Source organism: Bacillus sp. MZGC1, from assembly GCF_002998605.1.
Lineage (GTDB): Bacteria > Bacillota > Bacilli > Bacillales > Bacillaceae > Bacillus.
The window spans coordinates 233,169-255,507 of the sequence record NZ_PVRE01000003.1 but is presented as its reverse complement, the minus strand read 5'-3'; the positions used below and the strand labels follow the sequence as shown (position 1 = coordinate 255,507).

General features: G+C 41.0%; 26 protein-coding genes and 1 tRNA gene. 22 read left to right on the top strand and 5 right to left on the bottom strand.

Annotation, left to right across the window (positions count from 1 at the left end):
- The first annotated feature begins 22 nt into the window (after positions 1-22).
- The 9 genes from C6Y06_RS10760 to pstB (C6Y06_RS10720) all read left to right on the top strand — a co-directional run bounded on the left by C6Y06_RS10760 (position 23) and on the right by pstB (C6Y06_RS10720) (position 9,626).
- Complete coding sequence (locus tag C6Y06_RS10760) at positions 23-508, top strand: DUF456 domain-containing protein (RefSeq protein ID WP_060596679.1); 486 nt, start codon at positions 23-25, stop codon at positions 506-508.
- Between the two features lie 187 nt (positions 509-695).
- Positions 696-1,304, top strand: a complete 609-nt coding sequence (gene sodA / locus C6Y06_RS10755) for a superoxide dismutase SodA (protein ID WP_007501264.1) — start codon at positions 696-698, stop codon at positions 1,302-1,304.
- Positions 1,305-1,426: 122 nt separating this feature from the next.
- Positions 1,427-2,713: an MFS transporter gene (locus tag C6Y06_RS10750; RefSeq protein WP_060596680.1), complete on the top strand. Its 1,287-nt coding sequence runs from the start codon at positions 1,427-1,429 to the stop codon at positions 2,711-2,713.
- A 122-nt stretch (positions 2,714-2,835) separates the two neighbouring features.
- Positions 2,836-4,971, top strand: coding sequence for a peptidoglycan D,D-transpeptidase FtsI family protein (locus C6Y06_RS10745; protein ID WP_060596704.1), 2,136 nt, complete (start codon positions 2,836-2,838; stop codon positions 4,969-4,971).
- A gap of 214 nt (positions 4,972-5,185) precedes the next feature.
- Complete coding sequence (locus C6Y06_RS10740) at positions 5,186-6,103, top strand: phosphate ABC transporter substrate-binding protein (RefSeq protein ID WP_034661310.1); 918 nt, start codon at positions 5,186-5,188, stop codon at positions 6,101-6,103.
- Positions 6,104-6,182: 79 nt separating this feature from the next.
- Positions 6,183-7,109, top strand: coding sequence for a phosphate ABC transporter permease subunit PstC (gene pstC / locus C6Y06_RS10735; RefSeq protein WP_060596681.1), 927 nt, complete (start codon positions 6,183-6,185; stop codon positions 7,107-7,109).
- Complete coding sequence (gene pstA, locus C6Y06_RS10730) at positions 7,109-7,993, top strand: phosphate ABC transporter permease PstA (protein WP_003217489.1); 885 nt, start codon at positions 7,109-7,111, stop codon at positions 7,991-7,993. Before pstC ends, pstA begins: the two co-directional genes overlap by 1 nt.
- Positions 7,994-8,016: 23 nt before the next feature.
- The gene (gene pstB, locus C6Y06_RS10725; protein WP_034661308.1) at positions 8,017-8,829 is read left to right on the top strand and encodes a phosphate ABC transporter ATP-binding protein PstB; all 813 of its coding nucleotides are present in this window, start codon (positions 8,017-8,019) and stop codon (positions 8,827-8,829) included.
- 14 nt (positions 8,830-8,843) lie between these two features.
- Positions 8,844-9,626 carry a phosphate ABC transporter ATP-binding protein PstB gene (pstB, locus tag C6Y06_RS10720; protein ID WP_066030657.1) on the top strand — a complete coding sequence of 261 codons (783 nt, stop codon included), beginning with the start codon at positions 8,844-8,846 and terminating at the stop codon, positions 9,624-9,626.
- Positions 9,627-9,669: 43 nt separating this feature from the next.
- Here the strand turns inward: pstB (C6Y06_RS10720) and C6Y06_RS10715 are convergent, their stop codons facing one another.
- Positions 9,670-10,161, bottom strand: a complete 492-nt coding sequence (locus C6Y06_RS10715) for an endolytic transglycosylase MltG (protein ID WP_106036867.1) — start codon at positions 10,159-10,161, stop codon at positions 9,670-9,672.
- Entirely contained in the window at positions 10,158-10,505 is a 348-nt protein-coding gene (locus C6Y06_RS10710) for a hypothetical protein (RefSeq protein ID WP_003217285.1), read from the bottom strand. Before C6Y06_RS10710 ends, C6Y06_RS10715 begins: the two co-directional genes overlap by 4 nt.
- Positions 10,506-10,924: 419 nt before the next feature.
- On the opposite strand from C6Y06_RS10710, the gene rpmG reads away from it, so the two are divergent.
- From rpmG to C6Y06_RS10660, 11 genes are all read left to right on the top strand, one after another.
- Positions 10,925-11,074, top strand: a complete 150-nt coding sequence (gene rpmG, locus C6Y06_RS10700) for a 50S ribosomal protein L33 (RefSeq protein ID WP_008360061.1) — start codon at positions 10,925-10,927, stop codon at positions 11,072-11,074.
- Positions 11,075-11,122: 48 nt separating this feature from the next.
- Positions 11,123-11,683, top strand: a complete 561-nt coding sequence (locus C6Y06_RS10695; RefSeq protein ID WP_106036866.1) for a 5-formyltetrahydrofolate cyclo-ligase — start codon at positions 11,123-11,125, stop codon at positions 11,681-11,683.
- Between the two features lie 142 nt (positions 11,684-11,825).
- Positions 11,826-11,960: a hypothetical protein gene (locus C6Y06_RS20450; protein WP_258182066.1), complete on the top strand. Its 135-nt coding sequence runs from the start codon at positions 11,826-11,828 to the stop codon at positions 11,958-11,960.
- 100 nt (positions 11,961-12,060) lie between these two features.
- The gene (locus C6Y06_RS20075) at positions 12,061-12,234 is read left to right on the top strand and encodes a hypothetical protein (protein ID WP_017367602.1); all 174 of its coding nucleotides are present in this window, start codon (positions 12,061-12,063) and stop codon (positions 12,232-12,234) included.
- A gap of 86 nt (positions 12,235-12,320) precedes the next feature.
- Positions 12,321-13,859 (top strand): rhomboid family intramembrane serine protease, encoded by a 1,539-nt coding sequence (locus tag C6Y06_RS10690; protein WP_106036865.1) that lies wholly within the window; start codon positions 12,321-12,323, stop codon positions 13,857-13,859.
- Positions 13,860-13,929: 70 nt separating this feature from the next.
- Positions 13,930-14,133 carry a YqgQ family protein gene (locus tag C6Y06_RS10685; protein WP_008342322.1) on the top strand — a complete coding sequence of 68 codons (204 nt, stop codon included), beginning with the start codon at positions 13,930-13,932 and terminating at the stop codon, positions 14,131-14,133.
- 13 nt (positions 14,134-14,146) lie between these two features.
- Positions 14,147-15,100, top strand: coding sequence for an ROK family glucokinase (locus tag C6Y06_RS10680; protein WP_106036864.1), 954 nt, complete (start codon positions 14,147-14,149; stop codon positions 15,098-15,100).
- Positions 15,101-15,314: 214 nt separating this feature from the next.
- Positions 15,315-17,234 (top strand): LTA synthase family protein, encoded by a 1,920-nt coding sequence (locus C6Y06_RS10675; protein WP_106036863.1) that lies wholly within the window; start codon positions 15,315-15,317, stop codon positions 17,232-17,234.
- An 86-nt stretch (positions 17,235-17,320) separates the two neighbouring features.
- Positions 17,321-18,445 carry a M14 family metallopeptidase gene (locus C6Y06_RS10670; protein WP_106036862.1) on the top strand — a complete coding sequence of 375 codons (1,125 nt, stop codon included), beginning with the start codon at positions 17,321-17,323 and terminating at the stop codon, positions 18,443-18,445.
- A gap of 155 nt (positions 18,446-18,600) precedes the next feature.
- A complete protein-coding gene (locus tag C6Y06_RS10665) occupies positions 18,601-19,854 on the top strand; it encodes an MFS transporter (RefSeq protein ID WP_060596687.1) in 1,254 nt (417 codons plus the stop codon).
- Between the two features lie 77 nt (positions 19,855-19,931).
- Complete coding sequence (locus tag C6Y06_RS10660) at positions 19,932-20,246, top strand: MTH1187 family thiamine-binding protein (protein ID WP_034662003.1); 315 nt, start codon at positions 19,932-19,934, stop codon at positions 20,244-20,246.
- Positions 20,247-20,270: 24 nt separating this feature from the next.
- Here the strand turns inward: C6Y06_RS10660 and C6Y06_RS10655 are convergent, their stop codons facing one another.
- On the bottom strand, positions 20,271-20,444 hold the full coding sequence (locus tag C6Y06_RS10655) for a DUF2759 domain-containing protein (protein ID WP_003217333.1): 174 nt from the start codon (positions 20,442-20,444) through the stop codon (positions 20,271-20,273).
- 157 nt (positions 20,445-20,601) lie between these two features.
- Between C6Y06_RS10655 and C6Y06_RS10645 the strand changes: the two genes are divergently transcribed.
- Complete coding sequence (locus C6Y06_RS10645) at positions 20,602-21,240, top strand: MBL fold metallo-hydrolase (protein WP_060596838.1); 639 nt, start codon at positions 20,602-20,604, stop codon at positions 21,238-21,240.
- 48 nt (positions 21,241-21,288) lie between these two features.
- Here C6Y06_RS10645 and C6Y06_RS10640 read toward each other — a convergent pair whose 3' ends face one another.
- Entirely contained in the window at positions 21,289-21,531 is a 243-nt protein-coding gene (locus C6Y06_RS10640) for a DUF2626 domain-containing protein (protein WP_003217440.1), read from the bottom strand.
- Positions 21,532-21,744: 213 nt separating this feature from the next.
- Here C6Y06_RS10640 and C6Y06_RS10635 point away from each other — a divergent pair, with 213 nt between their 5' ends.
- Positions 21,745-22,125, top strand: a complete 381-nt coding sequence (locus C6Y06_RS10635) for a Spx/MgsR family RNA polymerase-binding regulatory protein (RefSeq protein WP_007501232.1) — start codon at positions 21,745-21,747, stop codon at positions 22,123-22,125.
- 54 nt (positions 22,126-22,179) lie between these two features.
- On the opposite strand, the gene C6Y06_RS10630 is transcribed toward C6Y06_RS10635, so the two are convergent.
- Positions 22,180-22,250, bottom strand: a tRNA-Gln gene (locus tag C6Y06_RS10630).
- Positions 22,251-22,339: the final 89 nt, after the last annotated feature.

Here is a 22,339-nt window from a genome sequence, read left to right as displayed (position 1 = left end):
ATAAAAAGGAGGCGGCAGTGACTTGGACGTGCTGTATTGGATTCTGGTTATCTGTGCATTTATCATTGCGTTTGTTGGACTTGTTTATCCAATTATCCCTAGCGTGGTCTTTATGGTTCTCGGATTTATTCTATATGGTTTCTTTTTCAGCTTCGAGCCGCTTACACTGACGTTCTGGCTCATTCAAGCCGTGTTTACCGCGGTATTATTTGCGGCAGATTATGTCTCAAACCTCATTGGGGTCAAGCGTTTTGGCGGCAGTCGTGCAGCTATTTGGGGAAGCACCATTGGGTTATTAGTCGGTCCTTTTGTGATTCCCGTTGCAGGAATTATCATTGGTCCATTTATCGGAAGTGTCATTGCAGAGCTCCTTGTTCATCAAAAAGATGTGAAGACGAGTGTGAAAGTGGGATTAGGCTCATTAATCGGGTTTATATCAGGTGTATTTGCCAAAGGATTGATTCAAGCGCTGATGCTGGGCATCTTTTTATTTTATGTCCTTCGCTAAATAGAAAAAGGGAGTTTAAAACTTTTTCTAAAGGGCTAAATACAAAATAAACACTGAAATGTTTCAGATCATGAGCAATAACATTGAAACAAGCCAATTCTTTTGATACTCTTTGAGTAGGTTGAATTGCTTGCTTACGACCTAAGGAAGCATTTCAGTACATACATTTCTAAGGAGGAATTTAACCATGGCTTTTAAACTTCCAGAATTACCATATGCTTACGATGCATTAGAACCACATATCGACAAGGAAACAATGACGATTCACCACACAAAACACCACAACACATACGTAACAAACTTAAACAAAGCAATCGAAGGTGTATCAGCTCTTGAAGATCAATCAATCGAAGAGCTAGTGGCTAACCTAAACTCTGTGCCTGAAAACATCCGTACAGCTGTACGTAACAATGGCGGAGGACATGCTAACCACTCATTATTCTGGACGCTTCTTTCACCAAACGGTGGCGGCGCACCAACTGGTGAACTTGCAGATGCAATTGAAAAAGAATTAGGTGGATTTGAAAAATTCAAATCTGATTTCGCTGCAGCAGCTGCAGGACGCTTTGGTTCTGGTTGGGCATGGCTTGTTGTGAACAATGGCAAACTTGAAATCACAAGCACGCCAAACCAAGATTCTCCTTTAACTGAAGGAAAAACACCAATTCTAGGACTTGACGTTTGGGAGCATGCTTACTACCTAAACTACCAAAACCGTCGTCCTGATTACATTTCAGCTTTCTGGAATGTTGTGAACTGGGATGAAGTGGCTCGCCTTTACAGCGAAGCTAAATAAATCATTTGATTTGAAAAGACCTGCTCTTTAGAGAAGCAGGTCTTTTTATATTTTCCCTCCTTTTTTTACATATCTGCCTTTTGATGAGACAGACTATTGTGTAGAAAAGGAGAATGAAATATATGAGCAGATTAAAGAAAATGTTCGGGGACATGGATGTTACAAGAGATTTAATGCTCCTCCTCACGATTGGCGGATTATACGCACTTGCCATTGCGCTTTCTAATACGTTTGTAAACGTGTATTTATGGAAACAGTCTGGGAAATTCACGGATCTTGCGATTTACAATCTGGCTATTGTTGTGCTTCAGCCCATTACATTTTTATTCGCAGGCCGGCTCGCTAAAAAAATAGACCGGGCGTTTGTCCTTCGTTTCGGCGTTATCTTTTTAGCCGCTTTTTACTTAATTGTCTTAATGGCAGGAGAGCAAGCGGCCGCGCGGCTTGTTTTATTAGGGAGTGTCCTTGGGATCGGCTATGGTTTTTACTGGCTTGCTTTTAACGTACTTACCTTTGAGATCACTGAGCCTGAAACAAGAGATTTCTTTAATGGGTTTCTCGGAGTGCTGTCATCTACTGCTGGCATGATCGGTCCTCTCATTGCGGGGATTGTCATTTCTCAATTAACGGATGATACAGGCTATACGGTGATTTTCACGTTATCGCTTTTTTTGTTTTCCCTCGCGGTTGTGATGAGCTTTTTCCTCAAGAGAAGGCAGTCAAAAGGGAAATTTATCATCAAGCAAATATGGAAAGAACGCCATGCCGACGAGAATTGGCGTAAGATTACAACAGCTCACTTTTTTCAAGGGCTTCGTGAAGGGGTCTTTGTCTTCTTAATTAGTGTCTTTGTGTTTATTGCAACAAACAGTGAGCTTGCTCTCGGGACGTTTGGTTTAGTGAACTCCGGTGTTGCCTTTTTCGCTTATTTCTTCGCTACACGTTTGATTAAGAAAAAGTGGCGAAAGAAAGCCATTATGCTTGGCGGGCTGATTTTATACGGCGCCTTGTTCTTAATCGTCTTTCACTTGTCCTATGTATCACTTCTCATGTATGCGGTAGCCATTGCGATAGGATACCCGCTTCTGCTTGTTCCATATGTATCCTTAACATACGATGTCATCGGTCATGCAAGGTATGCAAGGAAAGCCCGAATTGAATATATTGTGGTCAGAGAGCTGTTTTTAAATGCTGGCCGTATTTGTTCCATTGTGTTGTTTCTTCTGTCTGTCACCTTACTAGGTGATGAGCTCGGAATTCCTGCTTCTCTTGTTGTGCTTGGAGCGGGACACACACTCATTTATTATTTTGTAAAAGATATTCATTTAAAAGAAAAAACAGCTGATATGAAAGAGACTGACGGTCAAAAGCCAGTTTCTCACACGAACCTTATTAAGGGAGAAAGGTAAAATTTCTTACCAATGGAACATCAAATTTCTAGATAAATAATAGAAAAACCGCTAAAATGATGATGGCACCTTTTATACACAAAAAGGGGTGCCATTTCTTTCTTGATAGAAAAGGTGATGTGATGAGAAACAAGAAAAACAAAAAAGACGCAAAGGAAGGGCGCAAAACACTTCCACTCCGGCTGAATTTACTATTTTTAGCTGCGTTTATTATTTTTACTGGTGTTGTTGTGAGACTCGGATTTGTACAAATTGTCAATGGAGAAGATTATAAAAAGCAGGCAGAAAAACAAGAAGATGTGAATGTCAGCTCATCTGCTCCGCGCGGAAAAATTTACGATCGAAACTATAATACGATTGTCAGCAATAAAGCGCTAAATGCCATTACATATACGAGAACCTCGACAACTTCACAAGAAGAGCGGCTCAAAGTGGCAACAAAATTAGCGGATATGATTCATGTGAGTACGAAAAAAATCACAGATCGTGACAAAAAAGATTTCTGGATCTTAACGCATCCGAATGAAGCGAAAAAGCTTGTTCAAAAGGAATCGGAATTAAAGGGTGACGATAAGGTCTCTGATGATAAACTATATGAGCTTCAACTAAAACGCATCACGGACAAAGAATTAAATCAACTGACGAAAAAAGACTTACAAGTGCTTGCCATTAAAAGACAAATGGATGCAGGCTATGCACTTACGCCTCAGTTCATTAAAAATGAAGATGTGAAGCCAAGCGAAATTGCTTACGTCTCTGAGCATTTGGACGAGCTGCCAGGTGTGGATGTCACGACAGACTGGTCACGCAGCTATCCGTATAAAGGACTGCTCCGCAGTATGCTCGGCAGTGTGTCCTCAAGTGATGAAGGACTTCCGCAGTCACTTCTTGAACATTATTTATCGCTCGGCTACAGCCGAAATGACCGTGTAGGAAAAAGCTATCTAGAATATCAATATGAAGATGTCCTGCAAGGCCAAAAGGAAAAAGAACAGAGCACAACCGATAAAGAGGGCAATGTGACAAGCTCTAAAGTGCTAACAGAAGGAAAGAGCGGGAAAGATCTTGTGCTCACCATTGATATTCAGCTGCAAAAAGCGGTTGAAAAAATCGTTGAAAAGAACTTGAGAAGTGCGAAACAAAGAGGCGGAACAGAGCTTCTTGATCGCGCGTTTGTTGTCATGATGGACCCGAGAAATGGAGAGGTTCTCTCAGTTGCGGGGAAACAGATTTCAAACAAAAACGGAAAATACAAATTTGATGACTACGCATTAGGAACGATGACATCATCTTATGCGATGGGCTCAGCTGTCAAAGGGGCAACTGTACTGACGGGATATAAAACAGGCGTGCTTCACATAGGAAGTACCCAGTACGATGAACCGCTGTATATCGCGCAGTCACCGCCCAAGAAATCCTATCAAAATATGGGACTCATTAATGATTTAACGGCACTCGAGCGTTCATCTAACGTGTATATGTTTAAAACAGCGATTGCCGTTGGAAAAGGGGAGTATCGTAAGAACCAGCCGCTCCCAATCGATCCGAAAGCTTTTGATACATTCCGCTATAATTTCAGTAAATTTGGTCTTGGGGTCAAAACAGGGATTGACCTGCCAAACGAAGCGACAGGCTACCGGGGAACGTCTACACAATCTGGTCTCCTGCTTGACTATGCAATTGGACAGTATGATACGTTTACACCGCTGCAAATGGCGCAATACGTTTCAACAGTTGCCAATGGCGGATATCGTTTACGTCCGCAGCTTGTTAAAGAAGTGAGAGAGCCAGATCCGCAGCGCGGCATTGGTGCTGTGACAGAATCCGTCAAACCGGACGTATTGAATAAGCTAGACATGACGAGTGATGAGATCAAGCGTGTTCAGCAAGGCTTCAAGCTTGTTATGCAGAACCCACGAGGGACAGCCTATTCGAACTTTGGCAACAAAAAATACAACCCGGCTGGCAAAACAGGGACCGCTCAATCATTCTATGACGGCCCAATTAAAAGCAAACGCGGCACACCGACGTATAACACCACTCTTGTTGCGTATGCGCCTGCTGATAATCCAGAAGTGGCCATTTCCGTCGTTGTACCGTGGGTGTATCAAGACTACAATCAGCGCTATCCAATTACAAATGATATCGGTGAACAAGTACTAGACAAGTACTTTGAGCTGAAATCAAAACAGGAAAGCAATGATACACAAGCGAAGAACAAAAATAAAATTGAAAATGAAGCAGAAACAAATGACTAGACCTTTTCTAGGTAAAAACGCTCACTTTTTGTGGGCGTTTTTTTACGTTTTCTTCAAATTATTCGAGATAAATTGACAAAATGCATAAAAAACATCGCAAGAATTCTACAAAACTTCGACATTTACAAAACCTTAACATTCCATTTAAACGAAATTAATAAAGAACCTTTAATGTATTACTCGTAGGACAAATTATTCAGGGGGTATTCTTGAAATGAAAAAGAACAAATTATGGCTGCTTACTTTCCTTACTATCGCATTGTTAGCATTCGTCACAGCATGCGGAAACAGCAGCTCAAGCGGAGATTCAAAAGACAGTAAAGGAAATGCTTCAAACAAAGATGAGGCATCAGGTTCCATTACCATCTCAGGATCATCTGCGATGCAGCCTTTAGTTCTTGCGGCAGCAGAAAAATTCATGGATAAACATCCAAAAGCCGATATTCAAGTGCAAGCCGGCGGTTCAGGAACTGGACTTTCTCAAGTGTCAGAAGGATCTGTACAAATTGGTAACTCAGATGTATTCGCAGAAGAGAAAGACGGAATCGACGCAAAAGCTTTAACAGACCACAAAGTAGCAGTTGTTGGAATGGCCGCAGCTGTAAACCCTGAAGTGGGTGTCAAAGACATCACAAAGGACGAATTGAAAAAAATCTTCACTGGTAAAATCAAAAACTGGAAAGAGCTTGGCGGGAAAGACCAAAAAATCACTCTTGTGAACAGACCTGACTCTTCAGGAACTCGTGCAACATTTGTGAAGTATGCACTTGATGGTGCAACACCTGCAGAAGGAATCACAGAAGATTCTTCAAACACAGTGAAAAAACTGATTGCAGAAACACCAGGTGCGATTGGATACCTAGCATTCTCTTATTTAACAGATGACAAAATTACACCGCTTAGCATTGATGGTGTGAAACCGGAAGAAAGCAATGTAGAAAGCGGTAAATATACAATTTGGGCTTACGAGCATTCTTATACAAAAGGTGAGCCGGATGGTCTAGCAAAACAATTCTTAGATTACCTCATGAGTGATGAAGTACAAAAAGAAATCGTCAAAGACCAAGGTTACATCTCAGTTTCTAATATGAAAGTAGAAAGAGACGCAACAGGCAAACAAACAGATAAGTAAGAGGTCTTGAATTGCTGATGAAGGAAAAGTGGAGCTTTTCACTTTTCCTTTTATGACATTCATAGGAGTGTAGAAAAAGATGAAGCAGATAGAACATACAGAAGCGAGCGATCGACTGATCAGCTCGAAGAAAAATAGGCAAATGGATGAAGTAAGAGGAAGTATTTTGGTGAGATTCTGCGCATTCTTAATGATTGCTGTATCCATCGCCATTACCATCTTCCTTGGCATTAAGGGTTTACAATCTTTCATCGTAAATGGTGTAAGCCCAATTGAGTTCTTAACCAGTATCAATTGGAACCCAACAGCAGAAAACCCGCAGTACGGTGCATTTCCGTTTATCTTTGGATCAATCGCCGTCACGCTCCTATCGGCACTCATTGCAGCGCCGCTAGGCATCGCAGGCGCCATCTTTATGACAGAAATTGCACCTGCTTGGGGACGTAAAATCCTCCAGCCAGTCATTGAATTGCTTGTAGGGATTCCATCCGTTGTTTACGGATTCATAGGTCTTACAGTATTGGTGCCGTTTATCGGACATTTCAAGTCAAGCGGCTCAGGACATAGCGTGCTAGCAGGAACGATTGTCCTGTCTATTATGATCCTGCCAACCGTTACATCCATTGCGACTGATGCAATGGCTTCACTACCAAAAAGTTTACGTGAGGGATCGTATGCACTAGGCGCAACAAGATGGCAAACGATTAGACGTGTGCTTGTCCCGGCAGCTCTGCCAACATTAATGACAGCGGTCGTGCTCGGCATGGCTAGAGCATTTGGAGAAGCCCTTGCTGTACAGATGGTCATTGGAAACACGCGTAATTTACCAGAGAGCATTATGGATACAGCTGGTACATTAACAACCATTATTACGTTAAACATGGGTCACACAACGTATGGAAGTGTTGAGAACAATACACTTTGGTCAATGGGACTTGTCCTTCTAGTTGTATCATTTATGTTCATACTCATTATCAGATACTTGTCGTCTAGGAGGAAGATTTAATGAATAGCAAAATGACCGATCGTTTTGCCACATTTATATTTGGATTATGTGCTGCCATTATTACGGCGATTCTCGTTGGTTTGTTTTCTTATATCATTTTCAACGGTGCAAAAGAATTAAATTTCGACTTTTTGACAACCCGCTCAAGTGCGATTGGCTCTGGCGGCGGCATCAGGGATCAGCTGTTTAACTCGTTTTATATTTTGTTTATTACGATGCTGATCACAGTCCCGCTTGGCGTCGGCGGGGGAGTGTATATGGCAGAGTATGCACCTCAAAACAAAGTCACAGATTTTATTCGTACATGTATTGAAGTGCTGTCTTCACTTCCGTCTATCGTCATTGGGATGTTTGGTTTACTCATGTTTGTGAATTTAACAGGCTGGGGCTATACGATCATTGGAGGAGCTCTGGCGCTCACTGTGTTTAACCTGCCGGTGATGGTCAGGGTGACAGAAGATGCACTGCGCTCTGTACCGAAGGATCAAAAGGAAGCATCACTTGCGCTTGGTGTAACGAAGTGGCATACAGTCAAGACGGTTCTTATTCCAGGTGCGCTCCCGTCTATTATCACCGGTGCGATTTTAGCATCAGGAAGAGTCTTTGGTGAGGCGGCAGCTCTTCTTTTTACAGCAGGTCTCTCAACACCGCGCCTTGATTTCACAAACTGGAGTCCTTTTTCTGATACGTCACCGCTGAATGTTTTTAGACCGGCTGAAACATTAGCCGTTCATATATGGAACGTCAATACACAAGGAATCATTCCAGATGCAGAAGCCATTGCAAATGGTGCATCAGCCGTACTTGTGCTTTCAGTCTTATTGTTCAACTTAGCAGCTAGATGGCTTGGTTCATTTATTCATAAAAAGCTTACGTCAAAATAATGTGAGAGAGGTGTGAAGGGGATATGGTTCAAATGCTGGCAGAAAAAAAAGAAATTGCAGCGAAAAAGGCTCCACTTCAAGCGGAACAGATTTTACAGGTGCAGGATTTAAGCATTTATTATGGTGAAAAAAGAGCGGTCAATCACATTTCATTCGAGATCGAGAAGAATGCGATTACCGCATTAATCGGCCCATCTGGCTGCGGTAAGTCTACCTTTTTACGCAGCATTAACCGCATGAACGACTTAATTCCAGGTGCGAGAAGTGAAGGGGCGATCATGTACGAAGGGTTAAATATTTTGGATGACCGCATTAATGTGGTGAATTTAAGAAGAGAAATCGGCATGGTCTTCCAAAAGCCAAATCCATTTCCTAAATCGATCTACAATAACATCACCCATGCGTTAAAGTATGCCGGGGAAAAAAGAAAATCTGTGCTTGATGATGCGGTTGAGGAAAGCTTAACAAAGGCGGCGCTATGGGATGAGGTCAAAGATCGTTTGCACAGATCTGCTTTGTCATTGTCAGGCGGTCAGCAGCAGCGCCTTTGTATTGCACGTACACTTGCGATGAAACCTAGTGTTCTGCTATTAGATGAACCGGCTTCTGCCCTAGACCCCATCTCAAATGCGAAAATTGAAGAACTATTAGGGGAATTGAAAAATGATTATTCAATCGTCATTGTGACACACAACATGCAGCAAGCGCTCCGTGTATCAGATCGTACGGCCTTTTTCTTAAACGGAGATCTAGTAGAATATGATGCCACAGAACGTATCTTTACACGTCCTGCGCAGCAAAAAACAGAAGACTATATCAATGGTCGATTTGGATAAGGCGGGTGGATTTGATGAATGCAGTAGCAACTGAAACAGCAAAAAAAGAAGTGTTTCGTGTGAATGATATGAACCTTTGGTATGGACAGCATCATGCATTGAAGCATATTGACTTAGCGATTAGAGAGCATGAAGTCACAGCGATTATCGGCCCATCCGGCTGCGGAAAGTCAACCTTTATTAAAACGTTAAATCTTATGGTCAAAACAGTGCCAGGTGTGAAAATCACCGGGGATATGATGTATAACGGTGACAACATTTTAAAAGGCCGTGTCGATTTAGTGGAGCTGCGTAAAAATGTCGGGATGGTGTTTCAAAAAGGGAATCCATTCCCTCAGTCTATCTTTGATAATGTCGTATACGGACCAAGAATTCACGGAGTAAAGAGCAAGCAGCAATTGAAAGAAATCGCTGAAAAAGCGCTTCGAGATGTTGCCCTTTGGGATGAAGTGAAAGATCGATTAAGTGCGCCCGCTCTAGGTCTTTCTGGCGGTCAGCAGCAGCGTCTTTGTATCGCAAGAGCCATTGCCACAAGCCCAGACATCTTATTAATGGATGAACCAACATCAGCGCTTGATCCTGTCTCAACATTAAAGATTGAAGAATTGATTATGAAATTGAAAGAGAAATATACAATTGCCATTGTGACGCATAACATGCAGCAAGCGGCTAGGGTATCAGACCGAACGGCATTCTTCTTAATGGGGGAGCTTGTTGAGGTTAATGATACGAATGTGATGTTTTCTGAGCCAAACGATCAAAGAACGAATGATTATATATCTGGTCGATTTGGATAAGAAAAGCCCCCTGGAGGTCAGTGCCGCCAGAGGGCTTTTGTTGTTATTTTGTTAAGGCTTTGACAATCTGTTTGAACGTCATCCCTGTTTTTAAATTGAACTTGCCTGCACGAATTTCTTTATGGTAGCCGGCGTCAATTACGTAATCATTAAAATCTTTAGACGAGTTGATGATGCCGTCCTTTTCAAGCATGTCTGAAACATCACTTGTACTCATACCGTTTTTAATCACGAATTTGATCGATTTGCCTTTAGGCTTTTGTTTATCACTCTTAGAATCGCTGTCTTCATTTGCCTTCAGCGCTTTTTCTTTATAGTCAAGAAGCTGCTGGTACGTTTCACGGCTGACAGTGACTTCTTTTTTGGAGTCTAAATAGTTTTTCACGTCAGTGTCTGTTACTTTCTGTGCGAGGGTTTCTTTTGTTGTTGTATCAGCTGCTGCCTCGTCTTTCCCAGTGAGAAAAAAGACAATCGCAAGAACCCCAGTTGCAAGAATCATACCTGCTGCAAACGTTTGGATGCTTTTTTTCGTCATACAAGCACCCTCTCGTTGTCTTTAATGATCATGTTGACATCTTCTACAGATACATGCTCAGCGCGCGCAATGGCCTCAGGAGACATGCCATTTTGGTGCTTTGAAATGATCTGTCTTGCGATGGATGGATCAATTTCTGAATGCTTGCGAACGACGATGTTTGTTTCAAGTAATTCTTCTTCAAGCACTTTCATTTTCTTTTTCAGTTTATAGATTTCTTGCATTGCAGATAGTTGAAGTGTTTCAAGTTCCTGCTCGACTTCTTTAATCGGCTCTCTTTGAAAATATGAGAATGCGATCAGTACAATACTGACAACAAGCAATCCGATAATTGCAATTTCCATGTTTCATCACCTTTTATTCATATTTTTATGCTGAAAGCCATAAAAGGCTTTCAAGATTGTTTCAGACAGTTTTCGACCCTTCTTTTTTATACCATAAAAAAGCTAGTTTCAAAAGGAATTGCTGAAGAAAATCACCTTTTTTTCATCTTTTTTCTTTTTATATGTAAAACGGGTATGAAACCTTGCTTCGCTGTCAAAATAAATGAAAGAGGCGGGGAGAAGAGGGGTCTCATGTATACAGTACGACAAAGGATAAGGTTTTATAGGGGAGCAGACGATTTTTCATGACATAACCATGCGATATGTAAGTGAATGCACTCAAAATGAAATTGGTGAAAAAACATTCTAGCATTCCTAAGCTAGAAGTGGTATTATAGTTAGGTCTGAATGTGAATTGATTTTAGTTTGGAGGGAAAAATATGCGCGTAAATATTACTCTAGCTTGCACTGAATGCGGTGAGCGTAACTATATTACTAAAAAGAATAAGCGAAACAATCCAGATCGCGTTGAATTCAAAAAGTATTGCTCACGTGATAAAAAACAAACTTTACATCGTGAAACAAAGTAAGCAGCAGGGAATTTTCCTGCTGTTTTTTTATGATGGGAGATGATCTTTATGAAAAAGGAGCTTCGCCTTCAAACATTAGCCAAGCTGGATCAGATAAGCGCTGAAGAGTTTGAGCGCAGCACGGCTTTACTTCATGAGTACTTATTGCAGCTGCCAGCATGGAAACAGGCGAAAACGATCGCTTTGACAATGTCTAGAGGAAAAGAGATACCGACAATGCCTCTGATTGAAAAAGCGTGGGAAGAAGGAAAAACAGTATGTATCCCTACCTGTTTTCCGAAAACAAAAGAGATGATGTTTTATGAATATACACCGCAAACAAAGATGACATCCAGCTACTTTGGGCTATTGGAACCAGACCCTCAAGTATCAACAGCTGTACATAAAGAAACCATTGATTTAATCATTGTGCCTGGGGTATGCTTCGATCAAAAAGGCTACCGGATTGGATTTGGGGGCGGCTATTATGACCGCTACTTAGCTGACTATCACGGTGTAACCATTGCACTTTGTCTGTCTTTACAGCAAATCACACATGTGCCGTCTGAAGCACACGACATACCGGTGTCTATGATTGTCAGTGAAAAAGGTATATTATATCAAAAGTAAAAGTCCGCTGATTGTCCAAAGAACGGGCTTTTTGTGTTGAGATCCTTTCATCAGAGTTGTAGTAACGGTAGGGTGAAACGCAATATGATTTCACATTGATCAACAAATCTGCATGTAGTGGCATTTTGCTAGGAGGTCCGTTTTGAAAAAATTTCGTGGAAAGAAAAGATACTTCCGTAATATGTGGGAGGAAGTGAATAATGACGTTTCTTATGATCAATCAGAGTGTGAAGAGGTCTATTATATTCAATCAAAAGAACAAGGGATTAGATTGTGAAAGCCGGCTAATGAAAAGAACCATTGTAAGCGATAAAAATGATCGTTCATGCATAAACAAATCCTATTTAAGCCACGATACGAACATAGGAGGGAATATGATGAATAAAATGATTTGGAGCATTGTGTTCACATTGTTTGCATTCGTTCTCGTGCAAAATCGTTATCGGCTGATGAATTTGATCTTAGGTCAAAATCAAGTGCGTCACTTTTTTATTAAGTGGCTGATGAAAATCCCATATTTTCGGACGAAATTTATTCGCCAAGCATTCTAATCCCGCAGAAGCCGGGATTTTTTTGTTCAGAAATGCGGATCAGAACGATTCTTGTTATAATAATGTAAAAAATGGAGCGCGAATGAATGAATGTCATAGATAGTCTATTTTGGCGAGTTGTTGATGAATTAAGGCAAAAAGGGTACGAGATGATTCAAAGTCCGTATCCAGAAGATGAAATATTTTTTGAAGCACCAAGAAACTCAGGGTATGATCTCATCCGTCTATATAGAAAAGATGTGAATTTTAGACAGGAGATTGTTCGAGATATCGAAGAGCAGACGTATCGGGTGAATCAGCTGAGAGAGGCGATGCGTAAACGGTCTCTTCATCTCTTGCAGCTCCAATTTACAGCTGACGATCCTGTAGATGATTGGGAAGACTTAAACGGTCAGCCGCAGAAAAAACAAAAGGTGACGGTTACACCTGTATTACTGAACGCAGACACTCTTCAGCACGATGTAAACGAGCTGCAAAAATGGCTGAACACCTCGGTAACATTGGATGTAGAAGAGGCGAAGAGAGACACAGCTGAGGATGTCATGCAGCTTAAAATGAATGTACTTCAAGCATTTAATGATCAGGAAAAGCAGCGTGAACGAGAACGGGCCGTTTTTCAAAATGGCAGACCGATTTTCACCTACTTGCTCATCGCTGTTCAAGTGGTGATGTTTCTTTTGCTTGAACTATCTGGCGGAAGTACCAATACCGCGACTTTAACAGCGTTTGGTGCTAAAAATAATGGGCTGATCTTAGATGGAGAATGGTGGCGCCTCATTACACCAATGTTTTTGCACATTGGCTTGACGCATTTACTCTTTAATACATTTGCTCTTTGGTCTGTCGGAGCGGCTGTTGAGAGAATTTATGGCTCAGGGAGATTTTTGCTCATCTATTTCATTTCCGGCATTTTTGGCTCCATTGCGAGCTTTGTCTTTAATACGGCCATCGCAGCCGGTGCATCAGGTGCGATCTTTGGCTGCTTAGGTGCGCTATTATATTTAGCAATTTCTAACCGCAAGCTATTCTTTCGAACGATGGGGACAAATATTATTGTGATCATCCTTATCAATTTAGGGATAGGCTTCACCGTATCAGGTATTGATAACGCAGGGCACCTTGGCGGTCTGGTTGGCGGTTTTTTAGCCGCTTTAGCTGTCCGGCTCCCTAAACAGGTGCAGCCTGTCAAAATGTTTCTTGCTAGTGCTGTTCTGCTGTTGATTGGCGGTTTTGGACTGTATACAGGGTTTCATTCAGACGATCAAAAGGAAGCGGCGGCAGTAAGTGAGGCAGCAAGTCTATTTGATGAGAAGAACTATAACGAAGCAAGTAAACGATTAGAGGAATATGTACACCAAAAGGATGCATCAGCTGATGCTCTCCATATATATGCACTATCGGAAGCGCAGCTCGGCCACCTTGACAAAGCGATTGAATTTTTACAAAAGTCGCTTAAAAAAGATCCTGATGATCCAAATAAACTGTATCATTTATCGTTGTTGTACGTTGAAAAAGGAGAGACAGCGAAAGCGGAGGATCTAATCGAGAAAGGGTTAAACCAAGATCCAAAAAATGATCAATTTTTAAAACTGAAACAATATATTGAAAGCACGCAAACACATTGAATGACTTGACTGAAAGCGCATTTATGAATACGCTTATCCTATCTGTTGATGAGAAGAAATGGTGGAAATAATGAAAACGTTATATGATGTACAGCAGCTGCTCATGAGATTTGGAAATTATGTGTATTTCGGAGATCGTGAAGTGGAATTAGAATTTATGGCAGATGAACTGAAGGAAATGTATACATCGGGCATTATTGACCGGACCGAATGGTCAAACGCAATGACTATTCTTCAAATGGAACTAGCCAAATTAAATCGAAAAACAATGTGAAGGTGGAGGGCATATGATAGGGGATTGGTTTGTAGGAGTTGATCTTGGCGGTACGACAATTAAGCTTGCGTTCATTAATCTATATGGTGAAATTCAGCATAAGTGGGAGATTCCTACGGATAAATCAGGGCAGACGATCACAGTCGATATTGCCAAATCAATTGACCACAAACTGCTCGAAATCAGTATGCCAAAATCAGCGCTTATTGGGATTGGAATGGGTGCACCTGGGCCTGTAGATAAAGTATCTGGGATTGTCTATAAAACAACGAATCTCGGCTGGACAAACTATCCACTCAAAGATCACCTGGAGGCAGAGACAGGACTTCCATCTGTCATAGAAAATGATGCGAATATTGCTGCACTCGGTGAAATGTGGAAGGGGGCAGGAGATGGTGCAAAAAATATCCTGATGGTCACACTTGGCACGGGTGTTGGCGGCGGTATTATTGTAAATGGTGAAGTTGTTCAAGGTGAGACTGGGGCTGGCGGAGAAATTGGCCATATTTGTGCCGTTCCATTCCAAGGAGCACCGTGTAACTGCGGAAGAACAGGCTGTATTGAAACCATTGCATCTGCGACTGGCATCGTTCGGCTTGCAAAGGATAAATTAGAAACGGAGCAGCATACATCTTCACTTGGCACGCTCACTTCGCTGTCTGCAAAGGATGTGTTTAGGGCCGCTGAAAGTGGAGATGATCTTGCCATACGTGTCGTAGAAGAAGTGACGACTCATCTTGGACTAGTCTTAGCGAATCTTGCCAGTGCGTTAAACCCAACAAAAATCGTCATTGGCGGCGGTGTTTCAAAAGCAGGGGAGCTTCTTCGCAGTAAAGTAGAGCGCGTTGTTAAACATCACGCATTTCCGCCTTGCGCTGATGATGTCGAAGTCGTGATTGCTTCACTCGGAAACGATGCAGGAGTCATCGGTGGTGCATGGATGGCAAAAAACAAGTGGCTGTCTTAAACAAAAAAGTCATCATGATGTCATTTTTATTAAAAAAAGCGATAGATGGGCATGAAATGAAATGTTTAGCATATTCATAAGTTTGTCATGAGGAAAAAGACATTGATTTTCCAGCACATACAGGATAAGATATAGTTTAGTTATTTTTGAAGAAGCACCAATAATTAGGGTATTCCCTAACTTGAGTGCATGCTTAGAGCATAAGGAGGTTACAATGCGAAAGAAAAGATTAAAGGCGATTTCATTTTTACTGATTGCGACATTGTTAATGTGGGTCAAAACCTATGTTATCTATAAATCTAGCTTTAATATTAAAATAGAAAATTTCATGCAGGAGTTTATCCTGTTTATTAATCCGCTTAGCTTTCTCTTGTTTATCTTCGGTATCGGTTTATTTATGAAAGAAAAAAATCGCAATCGATATATCATCGTGATGAGTTTTATCCTGACATTCATTTTGTTAGCTAACATTGTGTTTTATCGATTCTATAGTGACTTTCTAACCATCCCCGTCCTATTTCAAACAAACAATATGGGTGACCTCGGGTCAAGTATTACCTCTTTAATTGAACCAGTCGATTTTCTGATGTTCGTTGATATTATGATTTTAATGTGGCTCTATAAAAAGCAGCCTTCCTTTAGAACGGATGTCACCATTTCACGAAAAGAACGAGCAGCTTATTATTTATTTGTGGCAGCCACTTTCTTCTTTAACCTTGGTTTGGCTGAAACAGAAAGACCAGAACTGCTCACTCGCTCATTTGACCGTGAGATGCTGGTGAAAAATATTAGCTTATATAATTTCCATATTTATGATGGAGTGTTGCAATCGAAGCAGTCTGCTCAACGAGCCCTTGCCGACAGCAATAGCTTAACGGAAATTGAAAACTATGTAAGCGCAAATCAAACCGACCGTAATGAAAAAACGTTTGGTCAAGCGAAAGGGCGAAATGTCATTCTTGTCTCCCTAGAGTCTACTCAGAGCTTTGTGGTCAATGAAAAATTAAATGGGAAAGAAATTACCCCATTTTTAAACAAACTAATCAAGAAAAGCTACAACTTTACTAATTTCTATCATCAAACAGGTCAAGGGAAAACATCGGACTCAGAGTTTATTGTTGATAACTCTCTCTATCCACTTGGAAGAGGGGCTGTGTTCTTCACAAACCCAAGCAATGAGTATACAGCCACACCTGAGTTGTTAAAGGATGAGGGGTATCACTCTTCTGTTATTCATGCGAATAACAAAAGTTTCTGGAATCGTGACCTGATCTACGATAGCTTTGGCTACGATAAGTTTTTTGATATTAAATCATTTGATGTGAATGAAGAGAACTCAGTTGGCTGGGGCTTGAAAGATGGTCCGTTCTTTGAACAGTCAGCGGAATTGATGAAATCGATCCCGCAGCCTTTCTATACGAGATTGATTACATTAACGAATCACTTTCCATTTGATCTAGATGAAGAAGATAAGCTCATTGATGAATATGATTCTAAGAGCAAAACGTTAAACAAGTTCTTTCCTACAGTGCGTTATCAAGATGAGGCGCTGAAGATTTTCTTTGAAAAGATGAAGGAAACAGGTTTGTACGAAAATTCCATCTTTGTTTTATATGGGGATCACTATGGAATTTCAGAAAACCATAACGAAGCAATGGGACAATTTTTAAATAAAGAGATTACGCCATTTGAAGAAGTGCAGCTTCAAAAAGTCCCGTTTGTTGTACACATTCCAGGGATCACAGATCAACATCCAAAAGAAATTGATACGGTAGGCGGTCAAGTCGATATCCGTCCAACTATACTCAATCTTTTAGGAATTGATACAAGTAAACAGATTCAATTTGGTCATGATCTTTTATCAAAAGATAAGAATGACTTTACCGTGCTTCGTGATGGCAGCTTTATTACGAAGGACAGTGTTTTCACAGATGGAGTTTGCTACAATAAAGAAACGGGTGAGCCAAGAGATGATGAGACCGTTTGTCAGTCTTATGAAGAGAAGGCAAAGCAAGAGCTCCAATTCTCTGATCAAATCATCTACGGTGATCTCCTTAGATTTTATGACCGGAACAGCCCGGACCATTCTCCATCCAAAAAAGAAGATGAAACGAAGCTGAAAAAGGCGTCCTAACATATGAGAAAACCTCTGCTATTTTTAGATGCAGAGGTTTTCTTTTTTTGTCTGCCGGCTCATATAGTATGAGAGGAGGGATGTAAATGAAGACAACGTCGTTTGGGAAAATTGAATGGCAGCTGGATGAAGCGGGAAAGGATAATGTGGCAAAACAGTTAGGGATAGGGAATGCGGCTTTTCATTTATCCAATCAAACAAGCACTGATCACCTTCTTTTACCGGGATATAGACTTCCGGAAGGCATCCATTCATTTTCTTCCATAGGTGAGCTGCAGAAATTTATTGCGCCTTACAGGCTGCAGCAATCCGATGATTGGATCAATGGAACCTTTGAATATGATAGTGCTCAATTAGAAGAAGAGCTGAGCCGCTTGAAAGCCGCATTTCCTTTTCTTCAAATCAGCATAATAGGTCATTCAGTGCTTGATACACCTATTTATGAAATCCGAACAGAGCCTGTTCAGCATTTACATTCTATTCATTTGAATGCCTCTTTTCATGCAAATGAATGGATCACGACGTCTGTTTTAATAAAATGGCTGAAATCGCTGTGTTTAGCCGCATCTGACCCGGTGCAAGCAAGACATCATGAAGCCGTTCATATTCTGCGAACCACAGCTCTCTCCATCGTGCCAATGGTGAATCCAGATGGCGTAGACCTCGTTCGGAATGGACCTGAGTCGCTAGGTCTCAGCAGTGAAGAATTCACACCGCTACATGGTGGATATGCTGATTATCAGGAGTGGAAAGCAAATATTCGAGGGGTGGATTTGAACAATCAATTTCCAGCTTATTGGGAGGTCGAATACTACCGTCATGAGCCTAAGGCACCGTCCAATCGGGGGTTTCCAGGGCGCGAGCCGTTAACAGAACCAGAAGCGAAAGCGATGGCAAATCTAGCGTTACGAAAACGCTTTGACCGGCTGATCGCTCTCCATACACAAGGAGAAGAGATATACTGGGGTTTTCTTGGCCACGAACCTGCCATCTCAAAAGAAACGGTCAAACGATTCGAGCAAGTAAGCGGCTATAAACCGGTTCGATATCTTGACAGCTATGCAGGCTATCGCGATTGGTTTATTTATCAATTTCACAATGAGGGCTATACAGTCGAGCTTGGTCTAGGAAAAAATCCTCTTTCCATGAATCAATTTGACACCATCTATGAGAAAACAAAGCGGCTGTTATGGGAAGCATGTAAGTGTTAAAAAGCACCTGTCAGGTGCTTTTTACATTTGAACGTGAATCAATTTCTTATTGTCAATAAAAATAATGTTAGAGCAATTGACGAAGGCCGCCTTGTGAGCTATTGTGAAAAGTACGGATGTAAAAAAAAGGATATGTTTTAGGGAGATGTCGAACATTGAGTGCTCAAAGCCTGTGGAAAAGGAATTTCACTTACTTATTTATTTCTAAAATGTGCAAAATAACAGCTGATAGTTTATCTTTCAACACCATCTTGTGGCTTTTAGTACTAGGCGGGAAAGGGGCAATTGGAACAGCTTTTTTTATTGCGGTCAGCTTTGTTCCGCAAGCCATTGTTGGGCCGCTGATTACCCCAATGATGAAGCCGCATCAATTGAAATTTTGGATGTGTTTTGCTGATTTAACAAGAGGAGCGATAATCCTTGTGATCGTGGTCAGTTACTTTTATGATTTCACGCCATTAGCACTTGTGATTGGCTGTATGCTGCTTCATTCGGCGACTGGTGGCTCCTACGAACCGGCGTCCGTATCAATTATTCCAAAGCTTGTCCATGAGGACCTCATACAAAAAGCGAATGCAACTATCCAATCAGCAAGTCATGTGGTCAGGCTTGTGACGGTAACGATTTGTGGTGTCATGATTGCGTTTGTAGGGGTAGGGTATACAATGCTTGTGATCATTCCTCTTTATCTCTTCTCCGCTTTATTGGTATTAATGATTACATATGAAACAGAAGTCATCATCGATAAAGCCAAAAAAGGGTTATCATACGGCAAAAGATTAATTCGGGGATTTTCACTTGTTAAAAGGCATCATATTTTGTTTCCATTGGCGATTTTTTGTGTCTGTTCAAACTTCGCTGCAGCACCATGGGAAGCATTGTCTGTTATTTATTTAACAGAGGATTTACATAGTGGACCAGTTATCTATTCATTTATTAAAGTCACAACGGCACTAGGTGCCTTCTTGATGGGGTTTGTTTTGACAAAGGTAAAAGTGAACCGGTATGGGCTGCTGTTTATAGGTGCCGGGATCGTTGATGGAATCTCGTTCTTCATCACAGGCATGAACGCATTTTTACCACTTGTGTTTATATCAGCCTTTGCTTTAGGGGCTGCCATCAGTGCAGTCAACGTGCCTGAACATACAATGATTCAATTGTCAGTAAAAGCAGAGGATCAGCCGCAAGTGTATGCGATTATCAACATGATCTCCTTCTTCATGATTCCGTTAGGCGCTCTCATTGGCGGCTATATGGCGACACTATTTGGGTCTGGGTATGTCATTGCGGCTGGCGGCATCATTGAAGCTGTGTCAGGGATATGCCTGCTTCTATTCACAAAGATTGGGAAGGTAGAGAGGGCGGATTTGACGATAGAACGAGACAAACCTTCTTTAAATGCAACGTGAGCATGGCATGATTGATTGTGAATAGGTTACAATGAGGACGAGAAAACATTAGGATTCAATGGAAAGGGGCAAGAAACATGGCCATAGCAGATGTGACCATCATTCCAATAGGTACTGAAACACCAAGTGTCAGTGCTTATGTAGCAGATGTACAAAGAATTTTAGAAGGCTTTCAAAAAGAAGGGAAAATTAATTATCAATTAACACCAATGAATACGTTAATTGAAGGTGAATTATCTGTTTTATTTGAAGTCATTCAGCGCATTCATGAAGCACCTTTTGAAAAGGGATTGCACCGCGTAGCGACCAATATCCGCATTGATGACAGGCGGGATCAAACCACAACGCTTACAAGTAAAATAGAAAGCGTGAATAAGCACTTGAATCAATAAAAAAAGCCTGCTATTTGCAGGCTTTTAATGTGCGGTTGGATAACCGCTATAGATGATGGTCATGACAGTAAACCATCCAAAAACCAAAAATGTCGCGCCAGCAAAAGCGATGGCAAGTACGTTCACTTTTTTAAGTGAGCGATAGATCCCGAGTGCAGCTAAAATCGTGACTAGACCAAAAATAATGACGAGCATCATGTGAAAGTCCCCCTTTGTCATCAATCCCCTTGATTTCCTTTCTTTTCATTTTAACCGTTTTCATAAAGCTTGTCGAGTAGATTCCAGTTGACGATTGTTTGAATTTTTATTGTGTAGCCTTCATAATAAAAAAGAATGAATAAAGTAGGTGATGAAAATGAATTGGAGAAGAATGCCACTAGGCTATGTACAAGCGAATGCGTATATTTGGAAAAATGAGCACGGAGAATGCTTAATCTTTGATCCAGGCGGTGAAGCACAAAAGCTGATTTCCTATATAAAAGAAAAACAGCTCACACCGCTTGCTGTCTTACTGACACATGCTCATTTTGATCATATCGGTGCGGCAGATGAGGTGCGTGCAGAGTGGGGAGTGCCACTCTATGTACACGAGAATGAAAAGGAATGGCTGACGAACGCTGAATTAAACGGTTCAGCTCGATTGATTGGGAATGGAATTACGGTCAAAGAAGCAGAAAAATTAATTACGTCAGAAGGAACTCTTCAAATTGGATCGTTTACATTAGAGATGTTCCATACACCTGGGCATTCACCAGGCAGTGTGTCTTACTATTCGGCGGAAGAAGGATTTGTGATTTCTGGTGACACGTTATTCGAAGGTGGCATCGGGAGAACAGATTTAGTAGGGGGCAGTCAAGAAGTGCTGCTTCAATCGATTCATAACAAATTGTTGTCATTACCAGAATCAACTCTTGTTTTAAGTGGACATGGCGGTGAAACCACTGTACTCACAGAGCAGGAGCAAAATCCGTTTATCAATGGTTTTTCTCTTTAAACACAGGTATGAAAAAAGCATCTCTTTTTAAAGAGACGCTTTTTTCAATTAATGTCCGGTACCGGGAACCATGATGAAGATCGAATAATATGTAAATCCGGCAAAGAAAATCGTCAAGTACGCTCCGAAAATGTAAATATACATTCTTTCGGATAAATTCAAGTAGGATAAAAATACAAAAAGAACGGTTTGACCGAAGAACAGCAGCGATGCATCTTTCATATGCCCTAAATAGAACATGACAGCAAAAATACCCGTCCAAAAGCCAAGCACGCGGAACATGCGATTCATTTCTTTCCCTCCCCTTAAAAAAACCCCTTTGATTCATATTATAGCTGATCACCACTTGTTATGTAAACATTTACATTTTTGACAACGTGTGAACATTTATTTTACAAGTAGAAAAAATTTTTTTGAAAAAGTGATCAAAACGTGTTTATGCCGAAATACATGAGGGTACTTACTCCATAAGAGAAAAGGTTAACGACCTAAGGAGGAAGACTAATGAGTGACATTACTTTTTATTCATACCCGAGCTGCACGTCTTGCCGCAAAACAAAACATTGGCTAAAGGCGAATCAAATTGATTTTAAAGAGCGTCACCTTTTCAGAGAAACGCCAACCCTAGATGAATTAAAAAAGATTCTTTCCTTAACAACAGAAGGAATGGATGAAATTTTAGCCACACGAAGCCAGGCTTTTAAAAGCTTAAATTTAAATATTAATGATTTAAAAGTAAACGAGGTTCTTCAGCTTCTCATTGAAAAACCAAAACTGCTCCGGAGGCCAATTATCATTGATGGAAATAAATTAGTAGTAGGCTATAATCCCGGAGAACTCATGAAAATATCAAAAAAGAAAGCGATTCATCAATCAGTTTCCTAATAAAAACGAAGATCAGCTGAAACATTCTTCAGCCGTCTTCGTTTTTGTGCTGAACTGGGCTAGCTGGGTTCGAACCAACGATCACGGAGTCAAAGTCCATTGCCTTACCACTTGGCTATAGCCCAATATCAAACGTGTAATGATATTGTTCACCATCTGCGGTCATTTATACATAAAAGTTGTATGTCACTAGTTTTAAGTGAAAAAGGAGCGG